Raw genomic sequence first — 18,415 nt, forward strand, 5'->3', positions numbered from 1 at the left:
CCCAGGATAAGAGATTTAATTATGAGCAACATTATCAAGCAACTTGAACAAGAGCAGATGAAACAGGACGTACCTTCCTTCCGTCCGGGTGATTCCGTGGAAGTGAAAGTATGGGTCGTTGAAGGTTCTAAGAAACGTCTGCAGGCATTCGAGGGCGTGGTTATCGCTATTCGTAACCGCGGTCTGCACTCTGCATTCACTGTTCGCAAGATTTCTAACGGCGAAGGCGTTGAGCGTGTCTTCCAGACTCACTCTCCGGTAATTGACAGCATCACTGTCAAACGTCGTGGTGCTGTGCGTAAAGCCAAACTGTACTACCTGCGTGAGCGTACCGGTAAGTCAGCTCGTATCAAAGAGCGTCTTGGCGCGTAAGCGACATCCTAAAGTTAATAGCAAACAAGGGGTTGGCCATAAGGCCAGCCCCTTTTTTTATGGGCGTCTGAGGTGATAGATCGCCGTGTTGACCGGCCCGCTCTCCAGCACAATCAACCCGTAGCGGTAATCCACAAACGAGAAGCCGCTGCGCAGGGCCACGGCGCGGCTGGCGTGATTCTCTTCTGCAGCAAGAATTTCCAGCACAGCAATATGTGGCTGGGCGAACGCCAGATTCACCAGCTGTGCCACCGCCCGGCGGGCAACGCCCTGTTGCTGCGCCTCGCTGCGAACCCAGTAACCCAGCGCACTGAACTCACCGGGCTGGCGCGCATAACGTAAGCCAGCACCGCCCAGCAATCGATCGTTGCCATCGACAATCGCGAACTCTTCAGCTTCACCCTTTTGACGCTGCAGATGGGTGAAGTTGATCCAGCTCACGGCTTCATCGACGCTGTAATCTGTGTGTGCCCATACCATCCACGGCAGCAGGCTGTTCAGAGACTGATTAACGGCATGCGTAAATGCTTCGGCATCCTGCAGAATAAAAGGACGCAGCGCGACTTCAGGGATGGACATAAAGCGATCCTGAATTAATCAAATGGATAACAGCATGTTAGCGATATCGTAAGGAAAAAACATCTGGCCTGGTCAGATGGATGTAATTATAACTTTACACTTTTGTTTGATGGAGCTTACAGGCTTTAATGTTGTTAACTTAATGATTTATATATTTTAATTAACTTTTATTTTGTAGTTTAAAAGAGGGTGGTAATAAAAGTGTACATGCATGGATTGCATGATTTACATGCTGTGGTAAAGTAAGCGTCATCCTCAGTGAGGATCGTAAAACCGCATAACGAGTGAAAAAGGATCGCCATCATGCAAAAAGACGCGCTGAACAATGTGCATATCGCCGACGAACAGATTTTAATCACGCCACAGGAACTGAAAGCGAAGTTCCCGCTGACTGCGGCGCAGGAAGCGCAAATTGCCGCTTCCCGCCAGACTATCGCGGATATCATCGCGGGTCGCGATCCGCGTCTGCTGGTGGTGTGCGGTCCCTGCTCGATCCACGATACCGAAGCCGCACTGGATTACGCTCGTCAGTTACAAACACTCTCTGCACAGTTGAAGGATCAGCTGTATATCGTTATGCGCGTCTATTTTGAAAAACCCCGTACCACCGTCGGCTGGAAAGGGTTAATCAACGATCCTTACATGAACAACTCGTTTGATATGGAAGCCGGCCTGCACATTGCGCGTCAGCTGCTGGTCAATCTGGTGGAGATGGGCCTGCCGCTGGCCACCGAAGCGCTCGACCCCAATAGCCCGCAATACCTCGGCGATCTGTTTAGCTGGTCGGCGATTGGGGCGCGTACCACAGAATCGCAGACGCACCGTGAAATGGCGTCTGGCCTGTCGATGCCGGTGGGCTTTAAAAACGGTACCGATGGCAGCCTCGGCACTGCAATCAACGCCATGCGCGCCGCTGCGATGCCGCACCGCTTTGTCGGTATTAACCAGGCCGGTCAGGTATGCCTGCTGCAAACCCAGGGCAACCCGGATGGTCACGTGATTCTGCGCGGCGGTAAAGCGCCAAACTACGGCCCGGAAGATGTCGCGCAGTGCGAAAAAGAGATGCTGAAAGCGGGACTGCGTCCGGCCTTAATGATAGATTGCAGCCATGGCAATTCTAACAAAGACTATCGCCGTCAGCCTGGCGTAGCCGAATCGGCTATCGCGCAGATTAAAGATGGAAACCGCTCCATCATTGGCCTGATGCTGGAAAGTAATATTCACGAAGGCAACCAGTCTTCTGAGCAACCGCGTAGCGAGATGAAGTACGGGGTTTCCGTCACTGATGCCTGCATCAACTGGGAAACCACTGAAACTTTGCTGCGTGAAATCCATCGGGATCTGCAGGGAGTGCTGTCGGCGCGTCTGTCACACGAGGTGTAATGAGTCATGGTGGCTGAACTGACCGCGCTGCGCGATCAAATTGATGAAGTAGATAAAGCCCTGCTGGGGCTGCTGGCAAAACGACTGGCGCTGGTGGCCGAAGTCGGCGAAGTCAAAAGCCGCTACGGTTTACCGATTTATGTGCCTGAGCGCGAGGCCAGTATGCTGGCGTCGCGTCGTCAGGAAGCGGAAGCGCTCGGCGTGTCGCCGGACCTGATCGAAGATGTACTGCGTCGTCTGATGCGGGAATCCTATGCGCATGAAAATGACAAAGGCTTCAAAACGCTGTGTCCTGAACTGCGTCCGGTGGTGATTGTCGGCGGCGGCGGTCAGATGGGACGTCTGTTCGAGAAGATGCTGACGCTCTCAGGTTATCAGGTGCGTATTCTCGATAAAGATGACTGGCCGCGCGCGGATGAACTGCTGCACGATGCGGGCATGGTGATCATCAGCGTGCCGATCCATCTGACCGAACAGATCATTGCCGATCTGCCAGCGCTGCCTGATGACTGCATTCTGGTGGATCTGGCGTCGGTGAAGAACCGTCCGCTACAGGCGATGCTGGCGGCGCACAGCGGTCCGGTACTGGGACTGCATCCAATGTTCGGTCCGGACAGCGGCAGCCTGGCGAAGCAGGTGGTGGTATGGTGCGATGGCCGTCAGCCGGAAGCCTATCAGTGGTTCCTGGAGCAGATTCAGGTGTGGGGCGCTCGCTTACACCGCATCAGTGCGGTTGAGCACGATCAGAACATGGCGTTCATTCAGGCGCTGCGTCACTTCGCCACGTTTGCTTACGGTTTGCATCTGGCGGAAGAGAACGTCAATCTGGATCAACTGCTGGCGCTGTCCTCGCCTATCTATCGCCTCGAACTGGCGATGGTAGGACGGCTGTTTGCGCAGGACCCGCAGCTGTACGCCGACATCATCATGTCGTCGGAAAGTAATCTGGCGCTGATTAAACGCTACTATCAGCGTTTTGGTGAAGCCATCACGCTACTGGAGCAGGGCGATAAACAGGCGTTCATCAACAGCTTTGAGCGCGTGGAACACTGGTTTGGCGACTACGCGAAACGCTTCCTCGTCGAGAGCCGCAGTATGCTGCGCTCCGCCAACGACAGTCGCCAGTAATGATTAAGGCATCCGCGAGGATGCCTTTTTGTTTTACAGACGTGGTTCTACCGGTACCACGTTCTCACCCGGATAACAGCCCAGCACCTTCAGTGAACGCGTGAGCGCGCGCAGTTCTTCCAGCGCCTGCTGCATGTTCTCCGACTGCAGATTGCCCTGCACATCAATGTAAAACATCTCTTCCCATGGGTTACCGTTGATTGGCCGGTTTTCCAGCTTGCTCATGATCAGATTGTGATTACGCAACACCAGTAGTGCTTCAACCAGTGCGCCGGCCTGCTGGCCCGTCGCCATAATCAGCGTGGTTTTGGCAGGCACCTGGCTGGAGACTTCAATCGGTTTACGCGCGAGCACAATGAAGCGGGTATGATTCTGCTGCTGATTCGCCAGGTTGCGCTCCAGCACCTGCAGGCCATACAGCTCACCGCCAGCTTCACTGCCCAGCGCGGCCACGCGCGGCGAGTTCATCGCGGCTACCTTCTCCATCGCCGCCGCCGTGCTTTCGGTGTATTCGATTTTCCACTGCGGGAAGCGGTTGATGAACTGGCTGCACTGCTGGAACGGCTGCGGATGGCTATACACGGTTTCAATCTGCTGCAAATCGGTATTACCGCTAACCAGCACGCAGTGTTCGATAGGAATGGTCAGCTCGCCGACGATCGACAGCGACGTTTGCTGCAGCAGATCGTATACGTCATTGATCGAGCCGGAGCTGGTGTTCTCAATCGGCATCACCGCGTAATCCGCCTGACCGCTTTCAACCTGCTGAATGATGTCGTGGAATTTCAGACACCCCATTTCCACCATCGAATCGAAGTGGCGCGTGGCGTATTTACGGGCGGCAAGGTGCGAATAGGAGCCTTTTGGGCCGAGGAAAGCGATGCGCGGCGCGTGCGCATGTGGATGATTCAGGTTTTTCTGCAGCAGCGCCTGCTGGGTCAGCACCGAATCCTCAATCACTAACTGGAACAGGCGCGTGATGTAGTGCGCATCCAGTTGATGTTTTTTACCCAGCGCGATGAGATTTTCCAGCAGGGCGCGTTCGCGCTCGACGTCACGAATCGGGCGATGGGTGGCCAGCTTGGCCTGCGCTACCTCAACGGCCAGCGCGCGCCGTTCAGCCAGCAGCGTTAACAGCCTGGCATCGACGGCGCTGATCTTATCGCGTAACGCCAGCAGCGGATTCTCGGGATTCATAGGGCTCACCTGTAAAATGTCCAATAAAAAAGCCTCCCGGTTGGGAGGCTTTGTTGTTCGTCTTCGCATTCATTTTCACACGACGAATCGCCTCCCAATCAGGGGAAGGTAAAAAAGAATGCGAAGAAGAACGGCAGCAGTTTCATGATCAATTCCGGCAATAAAGTGAACTGAGAGTAACCGCACAGCTTAAAAGCTGTCAATAAAAAACGCGCCCGCAGGCGCGTTGCTGAAAAGCGATAAATTACCCGGCAGGGGTGAAATCTTTAACACTGCTGGTGGCGCGCCGAGCTTCAGGCTTGTGCTGTGCTTTATTTAGCTGGCGCTCCAGCTTGGCGATCAGGTCATTGATGGCCGTATACATATCATCGTGTTTCGCGCTGGCGACCAGCGTGCCGTTTGGTGTGTTAATGGTGGCATCGGCCACAAATTCTTTCGGCTCTTTCGATAACACAATGTGCGGATTTATCAGGTGGGTTTGCCATTTTTCCAGCTTGGCGAGACGGTCTTCGACATGGTTGCGGATTGCCGCAGTGATTTCCATTTGTTTGCTGGTAATGTTCAGAATCATAGTTAAACCTCTCTGTCATTTCCGTCTGGGTAGGACCAGCATACCGCGCAAATCAGGAAAATGTGTGATCTGGATCACATTGGAATGTCACTTTTTGTCAATGCCAGCGAATTGTGAGAAAGGCCGGGAAAAGGGCGAAAAAAGCTTGATGCACAGCGGGGATAGGGGCAAGATTGATGAGTTAAACGTAGCGGAAAAACCCGTTACAAACGGTTTTCTGACCAAAATAAAAGCAGCCACAGCGGCTGCTTTTTTAATGGCACGAAAATCAGGACGCGCTATTCGCCGCAATGATTTTCGCGACTTTGTCGGCTTCCGTCGTCAGCTGCAGCTGGCGATAGGCATTTTCCATCAACGGCAGCGCGTCACGCGTGGCCTGGGTGTCCGGATAATCGCGCATCATACCTTCAACCCGATTAACAACGGCGACATAGGCACCGCGCTTGGTATAGAATTGCGCCACGGAGAGCTCATACTTCGCCAGGCGATCTTTCAGGAATGCCAGACGTTTCTGCGCATCCGCTGCGTACTGGCTGTTTGGATAGCCGCGCAGTAGCTGAGAGAAGTCACGGAATGCATCACGCGCATGGGTAGGATCGCGGTCGGAACGATCAATCCCGAAGAAGCCCTGCAGCGCGGAATCATCCAGTGCCATGTCCGTCAGGCCCTTCATATAGATCACGTAATCAATGTTAGGGTGCGTCGGGTTCAGGCGCATAAAGCGGGAAATGGCGGCTTGCGCCAGTGGCAGATCGGCATTTTTGTAGTACGCGTAGATCAAATCCAGCTGCACTTGCTGCGAGTAAGGACCAAACGGATAACGGTTATCCAGCGCTTCCAGTTGCTTAATCGCCGCTTTAAAGTTACCGTCCTGCAGCTTTTGCTGCGCTGTGGCGTAAATTTCAGACGGCGGGCTGTCCGGGACCGGGTCCGATGAGCCGGAACAGCCCACCAGTGCCAGGCTCAGGCTCAGTGTGGCAGCAGCCACCAGATGTTTCATACGCGTCATGACGAAATGATTATCCTCAAAGTGTTATGGCGGAAGCTGTCCGTATAGCTCCCGGTAATGACCAGTACGATAGCACATTATATTAAACGGCATCGCCGTGAAAACCCAACGTTAACGAAGAAGCTGTATATGGCACAACAAGTTCAACTCACCGCAACGGTGTCCGAAGCACAGCTTGGACAACGCTTAGATCAGACTTTGGCGGAATTGTTCCCTGATTATTCACGTTCCCGCATAAAAGAGTGGATCCTTGAGCGTCGGGTCAGCGTCAACGGCACCATCATCGATAAACCGAAAGAGAAAGTACTCGGCGGTGAGCGGGTGGCGATTGATGCCGAGATCGAAGAGGAGCAGCGCTGGGAAGCGCAAAATATTCCGCTGGATATCGTTTATGAAGATGACCACATCCTGGTGATCAACAAACCGCGCGACTTAGTGGTCCACCCTGGCGCCGGTAATCCGGACGGCACGGTACTGAATGCGCTGCTTTATCACTATCCGGCGATTGCCGACGTGCCGCGCGCCGGCATCGTGCACCGTCTGGATAAAGACACCACCGGACTGATGGTGGTAGCCAAAACGGTACCGGCGCAGACGCATCTGGTTGAAACGCTGCAGCTGCGTGAAATCACCCGCGAATATGAAGCGGTGGCGATTGGCACCATGACCGCTGGCGGTACGGTGAACGAGCCGATGGCGCGTCACTCTACCAAGCGTACCCACATGGCGGTGCATCCGATGGGTAAACCGGCCACCACGCACTATCGCATCATGGAGCATTTCCGCGCCCATACGCGTTTACGCCTGCGCCTGGAAACTGGCCGTACTCACCAGATTCGCGTGCACATGGCGCACATTAACCATCCGCTGGTGGGCGATCCGCTGTACGGTGGTCGTCCGCGTCCGCCAAAGGGCGCTTCTGAGGCTTTCATCAGTACGCTGCGCGGTTTTGACCGCCAGGCGCTGCACGCCACTATGCTGCGTCTTTATCATCCGATCACCGGGATTGAGATGGAGTGGCACGCGCCACTGCCGCAGGACATGGTTGATCTGATTGAGGCACTTAAAGCCGATACCGACGAGTTCCGCGATCAGCTGGACTGGCTATGAGTGACTGGATCGTGCCGCAGTGGCCGGCGCCGGCGCGCGTTCAGGCTTATTCGACCACGCGGCACGGCGGCGTTAGCGCGGCGCCATGGGATTCCCTCAACCTCGGCGCGCACGTCGGGGACGAGGCGGATCGCGTGATGCACAATCGTCAGCGCGTGGTAGAGCAACTTGCGCTACCGGCGATGCCGCAGTGGCTGGAGCAGGTGCACGGCCAGACGGTGGCGCGTCTGCCGGCGGCTGCGTCCCTGCCGCGAGCCGATGCGGCGATAACGCGGGAAAGTGGCGTGGTGTGTGCAGTGATGACCGCCGACTGCCTGCCGGTGCTGTTTTGCAGCCATGATGGCAGCGAAGTTGCCGCGGTACATGCCGGCTGGCGCGGGTTGTGTCATGGAGTGCTGGAGCAAACGCTGGCACAGTTTCACTGCCCGGCGAGCGAGGTTCATGCCTGGCTCGGTCCGGCGATTGGTCCGCAGGCATTTGAAGTGGGGGCCGAGGTGCGCAGTGCGTTCCTGGCGCAGGATGCCGCTGCCGATGCGGCTTTTCGCCCGGCCGGTGAGAAATATTTTGCCGATATCTGGCTGCTGGCAACCCAGCGTCTGCAGGCCGCTGGCGTGCAATCTGTCACGGCTGAGAAGCGCTGTACCTATCAGGAAAGCGCCGATTTTTTCTCCTTCCGACGCGACGGAATCACCGGGCGTATGGCAACTTTGATTTGGCTGAGATAACCTTACGCCGCAAGACGATCCAGTAAGCGTATTTTTTGCTCACAACTCAGGTCATTAACCTTGAAAATTTGAGGGATGACCTCATTTAATCTCCAGTAGCATTTTGACCTGTAATGGGAGGAATCATGCGTCTGGATCGTCTTACCAACAAATTCCAGTTGGCCCTGGCCGATGCACAGTCCCTTGCTCTGGGACACGATAATCAATTCATCGAACCCCTGCACCTGATGAGCGCGCTGCTCAACCAGGAGGGTGGATCGGTACGTCCGCTGCTCAGCGCGGCGGGGGCGGATGTCGCTAGCCTGCGTACCAGCATCGAACAAGCCATCAATCGTTTGCCGCAGGTCGAAGGGACCGACGGCGACGTTCAGCCATCAGCGGATTTGGTCCGGGTACTGAATCTGTGCGACAAGCTGGCGCAAAAGCGCGGCGACAACTTTATTTCATCTGAATTATTTGTTCTGGCGGCCCTCGAATCGCGCGGCTCGCTGGCGGACTTACTGAAGTCTGCCGGTGCCACGGCGGACAAACTCGCTAAGGCCATCGAGCAACTGCGGGGAGGGGAAAACGTGAACGATCAGGGGGCTGAAGATCAGCGCCAGGCTTTGAAAAAATACACCATCGATCTGACGGAGCGCGCTGAGCTCGGCAAGTTAGATCCGGTTATCGGGCGTGACGAAGAGATTCGCCGCACCATTCAGGTATTGCAGCGTCGTACCAAAAACAACCCGGTGCTCATCGGTGAACCGGGCGTCGGTAAAACCGCCATCGTTGAAGGGCTGGCACAGCGCATCATTAACGGCGAAGTGCCGGAAGGGCTGAAAGGCCGGCGCGTTCTGGCGCTGGATATGGGCGCGCTGGTGGCCGGTGCGAAATATCGCGGCGAGTTTGAAGAGCGCCTGAAAGGCGTACTGAACGACCTCGCCAAACAGGAAGGCAACGTCATTCTGTTTATCGATGAGCTGCATACCATGGTCGGCGCAGGCAAAGCCGACGGCGCGATGGATGCCGGCAACATGCTGAAGCCGGCGCTGGCACGCGGTGAACTGCACTGCGTGGGTGCCACCACGCTGGATGAATATCGCCAGTACATTGAGAAAGATGCCGCGCTGGAGCGCCGTTTCCAGAAAGTGTTCGTCGCCGAACCGAGCGTGGAAGACACCATCGCCATTCTGCGTGGCCTGAAAGAGCGTTATGAGCTGCATCACCATGTGCAAATTACCGATCCGGCGATTGTCGCTGCGGCAACGTTGTCGCACCGCTATATTGCCGATCGCCAGTTGCCGGACAAAGCCATCGACCTGATTGATGAGGCGGCGTCGAGTATTCGTTTGCAGATTGACTCCAAGCCGGAACCGCTCGATCGTCTCGAACGGCGTATCATCCAGCTCAAACTGGAGCAGCAGGCGCTGAAGAAAGAATCGGATGACGCCAGCGTTAAGCGTCTGGAGATGCTGGAAAGCGAGCTGGATCAGAAAGAGCGTGAATATGCTGAGCTTGAAGAAGAGTGGAAAGCGGAAAAAGCCTCGCTGACCGGCACGCAAAACATCAAAGCCGAGCTGGAGCAGGCGCGTCTGGCTATGGAGCAGGCACGGCGTGTGGGTGACCTTGGCCAGATGTCGGAACTGCAGTACGGCAAAATTCCGGAGCTGGAAAAACAGCTGGCAAGCGCCACGCAGGCTGAAGGTAAAACCATGAAGCTGTTACGCAACCGCGTAACGGATGTCGAGATCGCCGATGTGCTGGCGCGCTGGACCGGTATTCCGGTGGCCCGCATGATGGAAGGCGAGCGCGATAAACTGTTGCGGATGGAGCAGGAGCTGCATGCCCGGGTTATCGGCCAGGACGAAGCGGTTGAAGCGGTATCGAACGCCATTCGCCGCAGCCGCGCCGGTTTGTCTGACCCGAACCGGCCGATCGGATCGTTCCTGTTCCTTGGGCCGACCGGTGTCGGTAAAACCGAGTTATGTAAGGCGCTGGCTAATTTCCTGTTCGATAGCGACGACGCGATGGTGCGTATCGATATGTCGGAATTCATGGAGAAACATTCGGTGTCGCGTCTGGTCGGGGCACCTCCAGGCTACGTCGGTTATGAAGAGGGTGGTTACCTGACAGAGGCGGTGCGTCGTCGCCCTTACTCGGTGATTTTGCTGGATGAGGTGGAAAAAGCGCATCCGGATGTGTTCAACATTCTGCTGCAGGTGCTGGACGACGGGCGTCTGACCGATGGTCAGGGGCGCACCGTGGACTTCCGTAATACCGTGGTGATCATGACATCTAACCTCGGTTCGGATCTGATTCAGGAACGTTTCGGCGCGCTTGATTACGCGGAAATGAAAGATGTGGTGATGACGGTCGTCGGACACCACTTCCGTCCGGAGTTTATCAACCGTATTGATGAGGTGGTGGTATTCCATCCGCTGGGCGAAAAACATATTGCCTCGATTGCGCAGATTCAGCTGCAGCGGCTGTATCAGCGTCTGGAAGAGCGCGGTTACCAGCTGCACATTTCCGACGCGGCGCTGAAACTGCTGGGCGAAAATGGTTACGATCCGGTTTACGGCGCGCGGCCATTGAAACGGGCTATTCAGCAGCAGATTGAAAACCCGCTGGCGCAGAAGATTTTATCTGGCGCGCTGGTTCCGGGAAAAACCATCGAAATGGATGTGCAGGACGATGCCATCGTCGCGCGTCAATAACGCAACGTGACAAAAACGGGCCTCAGGGCCCGTTTTTTTATGCTGTTTCGCAAGAATCAGCTGGTTTTTGCAACGTGTTGCCTGGAAAGTGAGCGGTCGCGCAAAAACTGCAAATTAGCGCTTGTCAGGCGAAACGAAGTCCCTATAATGCGCCACCACTGAGACGGCAAAGCGGCAACGCAGGCGGCTCAGCAGGGCGTGAAGCGATTCACCCCGCCGGAGAAAAACGCTGAAAAAAGTGTTTGACTCTGAAGGAGGAAAGCGTAATATACGCCACCTCGCGACAGCAGGCCGAACGCCGCGTCGCACCGCTCTTTAACAATTTGTCAGACAATCTGTGTGGGCACTCGCAGGATTGATATCACAAGCCTACGGGCTTTAAAAAATATCAAGTCTTTGCTGAGTGAACACGTAATTCATTACGAAGTTTAATTCACAGAGCATCGCTGCACTCGTTGCAGCAAATCAAACTTAAATTGAAGAGTTTGATCATGGCTCAGATTGAACGCTGGCGGCAGGCCTAACACATGCAAGTCGAACGGCAGCACAGAAGAGCTTGCTCTTTGGGTGGCGAGTGGCGGACGGGTGAGTAATGTCTGGGAAACTGCCCGATGGAGGGGGATAACTACTGGAAACGGTAGCTAATACCGCATAACGTCGCAAGACCAAAGTGGGGGACCTTCGGGCCTCACACCATCGGATGTGCCCAGATGGGATTAGCTAGTAGGTGGGGTAATGGCTCACCTAGGCGACGATCCCTAGCTGGTCTGAGAGGATGACCAGCCACACTGGAACTGAGACACGGTCCAGACTCCTACGGGAGGCAGCAGTGGGGAATATTGCACAATGGGCGCAAGCCTGATGCAGCCATGCCGCGTGTATGAAGAAGGCCTTCGGGTTGTAAAGTACTTTCAGCGGGGAGGAAGGCGGTGAGGTTAATAACCTTGCCGATTGACGTTACCCGCAGAAGAAGCACCGGCTAACTCCGTGCCAGCAGCCGCGGTAATACGGAGGGTGCAAGCGTTAATCGGAATTACTGGGCGTAAAGCGCACGCAGGCGGTCTGTTAAGTCAGATGTGAAATCCCCGGGCTTAACCTGGGAACTGCATTTGAAACTGGCAGGCTTGAGTCTCGTAGAGGGGGGTAGAATTCCAGGTGTAGCGGTGAAATGCGTAGAGATCTGGAGGAATACCGGTGGCGAAGGCGGCCCCCTGGACGAAGACTGACGCTCAGGTGCGAAAGCGTGGGGAGCAAACAGGATTAGATACCCTGGTAGTCCACGCCGTAAACGATGTCGACTTGGAGGTTGTGCCCTTGAGGCGTGGCTTCCGGAGCTAACGCGTTAAGTCGACCGCCTGGGGAGTACGGCCGCAAGGTTAAAACTCAAATGAATTGACGGGGGCCCGCACAAGCGGTGGAGCATGTGGTTTAATTCGATGCAACGCGAAGAACCTTACCTGGCCTTGACATCCAGAGAACTTAGCAGAGATGCTTTGGTGCCTTCGGGAACTCTGAGACAGGTGCTGCATGGCTGTCGTCAGCTCGTGTTGTGAAATGTTGGGTTAAGTCCCGCAACGAGCGCAACCCTTATCCTTTGTTGCCAGCGGCTCGGCCGGGAACTCAAAGGAGACTGCCGGTGATAAACCGGAGGAAGGTGGGGATGACGTCAAGTCATCATGGCCCTTACGGCCAGGGCTACACACGTGCTACAATGGCGCATACAAAGAGAAGCGACCTCGCGAGAGCAAGCGGACCTCATAAAGTGCGTCGTAGTCCGGATTGGAGTCTGCAACTCGACTCCATGAAGTCGGAATCGCTAGTAATCGTAGATCAGAATGCTACGGTGAATACGTTCCCGGGCCTTGTACACACCGCCCGTCACACCATGGGAGTGGGTTGCAAAAGAAGTAGGTAGCTTAACCTTCGGGAGGGCGCTTACCACTTTGTGATTCATGACTGGGGTGAAGTCGTAACAAGGTAACCGTAGGGGAACCTGCGGTTGGATCACCTCCTTACCTGAAGATACCTTCCCGCGAAGTGCTCACACAGATTGTCTGATAGAAAAGTAACGAGCAGAAAAAACCTCTACAGGCTTGTAGCTCAGGTGGTTAGAGCGCACCCCTGATAAGGGTGAGGTCGGTGGTTCAAGTCCACTCAGGCCTACCAGATTTCTTCTCATGCCGCGTTATGTTTCCGGCTCGCATAGTTCACTATGCTTCGCGAAAACATGCCTTGCCTGAGACGAAATCACATTTCCCGTGTGAGAAACGTGACTCCTGGTGAGTGGATGTAGATGGTCTCTGCAGTGACTGTATGGGGCTATAGCTCAGCTGGGAGAGCGCCTGCCTTGCACGCAGGAGGTCAGCGGTTCGATCCCGCTTAGCTCCACCATTACAGTACTGAAACTTACTTCAGAGTATACCGGCGACGGTGTGCTGCGAAGTATTTGCTCTTTAACAATCCGGAACAAGCTGAAAATTTGAAACGACGCGTCGTATTCATTCTCCGTAATAAGAATGAAGCAACGATGCGTTCGGGTCTCTCAAATGCTTGCAGTCTGCAGCGTTGCAAAACGCCTGTGGGTTGTGAGGTTAAGCGACTAAGCGTACACGGTGGATGCCCTGGCAGTCAGAGGCGATGAAGGACGTGCTAATCTGCGAAAAGCGACGGTAAGGTGATATGAACCGCTACAGCCGTCGATGTCCGAATGGGGAAACCCGGTGCACTCTGTGCATCATCGTTTGATGAATACATAGTCAAACGAGGCGAACCGGGGGAACTGAAACATCTAAGTACCCCGAGGAAAAGAAATCAACCGAGATTCCCCCAGTAGCGGCGAGCGAACGGGGAGCAGCCCAGGACCTGAATCAGCTTGTGCATCAGTGGAAGCGTCTGGAAAGTCGCGCGATACCGGGTGACAGCCCCGTACACGAAGATGCATGAGCTGTGAGTCCGACGAGTAGGGCGGGACACGTGGTATCCTGTCTGAACATGGGGGGACCATCCTCCAAGGCTAAATACTCCTGACTGACCGATAGTAAACCAGTACCGTGAGGGAAAGGCGAAAAGAACCCCGGCGAGGGGAGTGAAACAGAACCTGAAACCGTGTACGTACAAGCAGTGGGAGCCTACCTGTTAGGTGACTGCGTACCTTTTGTATAATGGGTCAGCGACTTATATTCTGTAGCAAGGTTAACCGCATAGGGGAGCCGAAGGGAAACCGAGTCTTAATTGGGCGTTAAGTTGCAGGGTATAGACCCGAAACCCGGTGATCTAGCCATGGGCAGGTTGAAGGTTGGGTAACACTAACTGGAGGACCGAACCGACTAATGTTGAAAAATTAGCGGATGACTTGTGGCTGGGGGTGAAAGGCCAATCAAACCGGGAGATAGCTGGTTCTCCCCGAAAGCTATTTAGGTAGCGCCTCGTGAACTCATCTCCGGGGGTAGAGCACTGTTTCGGCTAGGGGGCCATCCCGGCTTACCAACCCGATGCAAACTGCGAATACCGGAGAATGTTATCACGGGAGACACACGGCGGGTGCTAACGTCCGTCGTGAAGAGGGAAACAACCCAGACCGCCAGCTAAGGTCCCAAAGTCATGGTTAAGTGGGAAACGATGTGGGAAGGCACAGACAGCCAGGATGTTGGCTTAGAAGCAGCCATCATTTAAAGAAAGCGTAATAGCTCACTGGTCGAGTCGGCCTGCGCGGAAGATGTAACGGGGCTAAACCATGCACCGAAGCTGCGGCAGCGACGCTTATGTGTTGTTGGGTAGGGGAGCGTTCTGTAAGCCGCTGAAGGTGTGCTGTGAGGCATGCTGGAGGTATCAGAAGTGCGAATGCTGACATAAGTAACGATAAAGCGGGTGAAAAGCCCGCTCGCCGGAAGACCAAGGGTTCCTGTCCAACGTTAATCGGGGCAGGGTGAGTCGACCCCTAAGGCGAGGCTGAAAAGCGTAGTCGATGGGAAACAGGTTAATATTCCTGTACTTGGTGTTACTGCGAAGGGGGGACGGAGAAGGCTAGGTTATCCGGGCGACGGTTGTCCCGGTTTAAGCGTGCAGGTGTGAAGACCAGGCAAATCCGGTCTTCTTTAACACTGAGGCGTGACGACGAGCCGCTACGGCGGTGAAGTAACTGATGCCCTGCTTCCAGGAAAAGCCTCTAAGCTCCAGGTAACACGAAATCGTACCCCAAACCGACACAGGTGGTCAGGTAGAGAATACCAAGGCGCTTGAGAGAACTCGGGTGAAGGAACTAGGCAAAATGGTGCCGTAACTTCGGGAGAAGGCACGCTGGCGCGTAGGTGAAGGGACTTGCTCCCGGAGCCGAGGCCAGTCGAAGATACCAGCTGGCTGCAACTGTTTATTAAAAACACAGCACTGTGCAAACACGAAAGTGGACGTATACGGTGTGACGCCTGCCCGGTGCCGGAAGGTTAATTGATGGGGTTATCCGCAAGGAGAAGCTCTTGATCGAAGCCCCGGTAAACGGCGGCCGTAACTATAACGGTCCTAAGGTAGCGAAATTCCTTGTCGGGTAAGTTCCGACCTGCACGAATGGCGTAATGATGGCCAGGCTGTCTCCACCCGAGACTCAGTGAAATTGAAATCGCTGTGAAGATGCAGTGTACCCGCGGCAAGACGGAAAGACCCCGTGAACCTTTACTATAGCTTGACACTGAACATTGAGCCTTGATGTGTAGGATAGGTGGGAGGCTTTGAAGCGCGGACGCCAGTCTGCGTGGAGCCAACCTTGAAATACCACCCTTTAATGTTTGATGTTCTAACGTAGGCCCGTAATCCGGGCTGCGGACAGTGTCTGGTGGGTAGTTTGACTGGGGCGGTCTCCTCCCAAAGCGTAACGGAGGAGCACGAAGGTTGGCTAATCCTGGTCGGACATCAGGAGGTTAGTGCAATGGCATAAGCCAGCTTGACTGCGAGAGTGACGGCTCGAGCAGGTGCGAAAGCAGGTCATAGTGATCCGGTGGTTCTGAATGGAAGGGCCATCGCTCAACGGATAAAAGGTACTCCGGGGATAACAGGCTGATACCGCCCAAGAGTTCATATCGACGGCGGTGTTTGGCACCTCGATGTCGGCTCATCACATCCTGGGGCTGAAGTAGGTCCCAAGGGTACGGCTGTTCGCCGTTTAAAGTGGTACGCGAGCTGGGTTTAGAACGTCGTGAGACAGTTCGGTCCCTATCTGCCGTGGGCGCTGGAGAATTGAGGGTGGTTGCTCCTAGTACGAGAGGACCGGAGTGAACGCACCGCTGGTGTTCGGGTTGTCATGCCAATGGCACTGCCCGGTAGCTAAGTGCGGAAGAGATAAGTGCTGAAAGCATCTAAGCACGAAACTTGCCCCGAGATGAGTTCTCCCTGACCCCTTGAGGGTCCTGAAGGGACGTTGAAGACGACGACGTTGATAGGCCGGGTGTGTAAGCGCAGCGATGCGTTGAGCTAACCGGTACTAATGACCCGTGAGGCTTAACCTTACAACGCCAGAGGCGTTTTGGTCTGAGAGACCGAAAGAATTTTCAGCTTTGTTCACCGGATTACGTCCAGTGGATTTTGTGCTGTGACAAGGCGGCACGCGAGACGACGTGAAGGAGCATACACGAGTATGTGACTGAGCGGCGCGAGCGGGGCAACGCAGTCAGAGCGCGAAAGACGCGGACGAAAACAGAATTTGCCTGGCGGCAACAGCGCGGTGGTCCCACCTGACCCCATGCCGAACTCAGAAGTGAAACGCCGTAGCGCCGATGGTAGTGTGGGGCCTCCCCATGCGAGAGTAGGGAACTGCCAGGCATCAAATAAGTAAAGAAGCCCCGGACGAGAGTCCGGGGCTTTTTTACGTCTGGCGATCGCTAAATCCACTTCACCCCTTGCAAAATCTCTCCCTAAAACTTCAGCTCTGTCACATTTTGTCATCCTGAACGGGCTCTGATTCCCCCGCGCTGCTCCCAGATGCTTTACTCATTGCTTTAGCGATGTTCTTCGCAAGGAAATGAGGTAAAAGATGACCGACTTACAACAAAAATCGGCCCAGCCGGAAGCGGCAGCCGTCAGTAAACAACGCATCTGGGCCATTGTCGGCGCGTCGTCCGGCAATCTGGTCGAATGGTTTGATTTCTACGTCTACTCGTTCTTCTCGCTCTATTTTGCTCATGTATTTTTCCCGGCCGGCGACACCACTACCCAGCTGCTGCAAACGGCCGGCGTGTTTGCGGCGGGCTTCTTAATGCGTCCCATCGGTGGCTGGCTATTCGGCTACATCGCGGACCGTCACGGCCGAAAAAATTCGATGCTGATCTCGATATGCATGATGTGTTTTGGTTCGCTGGTCATCGCCTGTTTACCCGGCTATGGCGAAATCGGCATTGCGGCGCCGGTGATTTTGCTGCTGGCGCGCATGTTTCAGGGCTTATCGGTGGGTGGTGAATATGGTACCAGCGCTACCTACATGAGTGAGGTGGCACTGGAAGGGCGCAAAGGCTTCTACGCGTCGTTCCAGTACGTCACCCTGATTGGCGGTCAGCTGTTAGCCGTGCTGACGGTCGTGGTACTGCAACAAATCCTCAGTGATGAAGCGCTGCGCAGCTGGGGCTGGCGTATCCCGTTCTTTCTTGGCGCGGTTCTGGCAGTAGTCGCTCTGTGGTTGCGTCGCTCACTGAATGAAACCTCCGAGAAAAAGCACCGGGAACATCGCGATGCCGGCAGCATCCTTGGCCTGCTGCGTAACCATTCGCGCGCCTTCCTGATGGTGCTTGGCTTTACCGCTGGCGGATCGCTGAGCTTCTATACCTTCACAACCTACATGCAGAAATATCTGGTGAACACGGCGGGTATGGATGCGCGCAGCGCCAGTGCGTTGATGACCGGCGCGCTGCTGGTATTCATGCTGATTCAGCCAATTGTGGGCGCGCTGTCAGATAAGATTGGCCGACGGGCATCAATGATGATCTTTGGCGCTGGCGCGGCTATCTGTACCGTGCCGATTTTGATGTTGCTGCAGAATGTGCAAAGTAGCGGGCTGGCGTTCGTGCTGGTGATGCTGGCACTGATTATTACCAGTTTCTACACCGCGATCAGCGGCATCCTTAAAGCGGAGATGTTCCCGCCGGAAGTGCGGGCGCTCGGCGTGGGGCTTTCCTATGCGGTAGCTAACGCTATCTTTGGCGGTTCGGCCGAGTACGTGGCGCTGTTACTGAAGAAGCACGGCATCGAAACCACCTTCTTCTGGTATGTCTCGGCAATGGGCGCGCTGGCATTTCTGGTATCGCTGATGCTGCACCGCAAAGGCAAGGGGATTGCGCTGTGATTACTGGCTCAGGTTCCACAGGGCAATGCCGCTGGCCGCACCGGCGACATCCCAGCTGAGATCTTTCCAGCTCCAGCCGCTCCCGGCAGGGCGGCTGTCCCAGGCTTCTTTAGCTACGCCGAAGCTCAGCGAAAAGAGCATGCCGAAGCGCAGATTTTGCCCGCGCCCCTGATGTTGATGCTGAGAGATCTCACTGCCGGCGGCAGCCAGAGCGGCAGAGGAGAAAAAGTGTTGTGCTTTATCCTGGCCGGTCCAGCTGTCCTGCGCCACATGCGCACATCCGCTACACAGTAATACCGCACAGAGGATGAGCGCACGCAT

At 55.2% G+C, this 18,415-nt stretch carries 13 protein-coding genes, 2 tRNA genes, 3 rRNA genes and 1 other annotated feature; of the genes, 12 read left to right on the forward strand and 6 right to left on the reverse strand.

What is annotated here, in order from left to right:
* Positions 1 to 21: 21 nt before the first annotated feature.
* A complete protein-coding gene (gene rplS, locus AC6I8P_RS04580; RefSeq protein WP_021507324.1) occupies positions 22 to 372 on the forward strand; it encodes a 50S ribosomal protein L19 in 351 nt (116 codons plus the stop codon).
* Positions 373 to 429: 57 nt separating this feature from the next.
* Here the strand turns inward: rplS and AC6I8P_RS04585 are convergent, their stop codons facing one another.
* Positions 430 to 951: a GNAT family N-acetyltransferase gene (locus AC6I8P_RS04585; protein ID WP_264442104.1), complete on the reverse strand. Its 522-nt coding sequence runs from the start codon at positions 949 to 951 to the stop codon at positions 430 to 432.
* A gap of 303 nt (positions 952 to 1,254) precedes the next feature.
* Between AC6I8P_RS04585 and AC6I8P_RS04590 the strand changes: the two genes are divergently transcribed.
* Positions 1,255 to 2,334, forward strand: a complete 1,080-nt coding sequence (locus AC6I8P_RS04590) for a 3-deoxy-7-phosphoheptulonate synthase (protein ID WP_021507322.1) — start codon at positions 1,255 to 1,257, stop codon at positions 2,332 to 2,334.
* Positions 2,335 to 2,340: 6 nt separating this feature from the next.
* Positions 2,341 to 3,462, forward strand: coding sequence for a bifunctional chorismate mutase/prephenate dehydrogenase (gene tyrA, locus AC6I8P_RS04595; RefSeq protein ID WP_021507321.1), 1,122 nt, complete (start codon positions 2,341 to 2,343; stop codon positions 3,460 to 3,462).
* 33 nt (positions 3,463 to 3,495) lie between these two features.
* On the opposite strand, the gene pheA is transcribed toward tyrA, so the two are convergent.
* The 4 genes from pheA to bamD all read right to left on the reverse strand — a co-directional run bounded on the left by pheA (position 3,496) and on the right by bamD (position 6,239).
* Positions 3,496 to 4,659, reverse strand: coding sequence for a bifunctional chorismate mutase/prephenate dehydratase (pheA, locus tag AC6I8P_RS04600; RefSeq protein ID WP_058776009.1), 1,164 nt, complete (start codon positions 4,657 to 4,659; stop codon positions 3,496 to 3,498).
* Positions 4,660 to 4,681: 22 nt separating this feature from the next.
* Positions 4,682 to 4,806, reverse strand: a sequence feature (Phe leader region).
* Entirely contained in the window at positions 4,758 to 4,805 is a 48-nt protein-coding gene (gene pheL, locus AC6I8P_RS04605) for a pheA operon leader peptide PheL (protein ID WP_121497579.1), read from the reverse strand. It overlaps the preceding feature by 48 nt.
* 97 nt (positions 4,807 to 4,903) lie before the next feature.
* The gene (gene raiA, locus AC6I8P_RS04610) at positions 4,904 to 5,230 is read right to left on the reverse strand and encodes a ribosome-associated translation inhibitor RaiA (RefSeq protein WP_021507319.1); all 327 of its coding nucleotides are present in this window, start codon (positions 5,228 to 5,230) and stop codon (positions 4,904 to 4,906) included.
* A gap of 268 nt (positions 5,231 to 5,498) precedes the next feature.
* Positions 5,499 to 6,239 carry an outer membrane protein assembly factor BamD gene (gene bamD / locus AC6I8P_RS04615; RefSeq protein ID WP_498031019.1) on the reverse strand — a complete coding sequence of 247 codons (741 nt, stop codon included), beginning with the start codon at positions 6,237 to 6,239 and terminating at the stop codon, positions 5,499 to 5,501.
* A gap of 129 nt (positions 6,240 to 6,368) precedes the next feature.
* On the opposite strand from bamD, the gene rluD reads away from it, so the two are divergent.
* From rluD to AC6I8P_RS04660, 9 genes are all read left to right on the forward strand, one after another.
* Positions 6,369 to 7,349 carry a 23S rRNA pseudouridine(1911/1915/1917) synthase RluD gene (gene rluD / locus AC6I8P_RS04620; RefSeq protein ID WP_021507316.1) on the forward strand — a complete coding sequence of 327 codons (981 nt, stop codon included), beginning with the start codon at positions 6,369 to 6,371 and terminating at the stop codon, positions 7,347 to 7,349.
* Positions 7,346 to 8,074, forward strand: a complete 729-nt coding sequence (yfiH, locus tag AC6I8P_RS04625; protein WP_058776011.1) for a purine nucleoside phosphorylase YfiH — start codon at positions 7,346 to 7,348, stop codon at positions 8,072 to 8,074. Before rluD ends, yfiH begins: the two co-directional genes overlap by 4 nt.
* A 125-nt stretch (positions 8,075 to 8,199) precedes the next feature.
* Positions 8,200 to 10,773 (forward strand): ATP-dependent chaperone ClpB, encoded by a 2,574-nt coding sequence (clpB, locus tag AC6I8P_RS04630; protein ID WP_058771623.1) that lies wholly within the window; start codon positions 8,200 to 8,202, stop codon positions 10,771 to 10,773.
* A gap of 473 nt (positions 10,774 to 11,246) precedes the next feature.
* A 16S ribosomal RNA gene (locus tag AC6I8P_RS04635) occupies positions 11,247 to 12,788 on the forward strand.
* Positions 12,789 to 12,862: 74 nt separating this feature from the next.
* A tRNA-Ile gene (locus AC6I8P_RS04640) sits at positions 12,863 to 12,939 on the forward strand.
* A gap of 149 nt (positions 12,940 to 13,088) precedes the next feature.
* Positions 13,089 to 13,164, forward strand: a tRNA-Ala gene (locus AC6I8P_RS04645).
* Positions 13,165 to 13,362: 198 nt separating this feature from the next.
* Positions 13,363 to 16,268, forward strand: a 23S ribosomal RNA gene (locus tag AC6I8P_RS04650).
* 197 nt (positions 16,269 to 16,465) lie between these two features.
* Positions 16,466 to 16,581, forward strand: a 5S ribosomal RNA gene (rrf, locus tag AC6I8P_RS04655).
* The 16S, 23S and 5S rRNA genes sit together here with 2 tRNA genes alongside, the layout of an rRNA operon.
* A 211-nt stretch (positions 16,582 to 16,792) precedes the next feature.
* Positions 16,793 to 18,094 carry an MFS family transporter gene (locus tag AC6I8P_RS04660; RefSeq protein WP_498031020.1) on the forward strand — a complete coding sequence of 434 codons (1,302 nt, stop codon included), beginning with the start codon at positions 16,793 to 16,795 and terminating at the stop codon, positions 18,092 to 18,094.
* Here the strand turns inward: AC6I8P_RS04660 and AC6I8P_RS04665 are convergent, their stop codons facing one another.
* Entirely contained in the window at positions 18,095 to 18,415 is a 321-nt protein-coding gene (locus AC6I8P_RS04665; protein WP_136547940.1) for a YfiM family lipoprotein, read from the reverse strand.

The sequence above is a fragment of the gamma proteobacterium symbiont of Lampromicra miyakona genome (assembly GCF_059730895.1).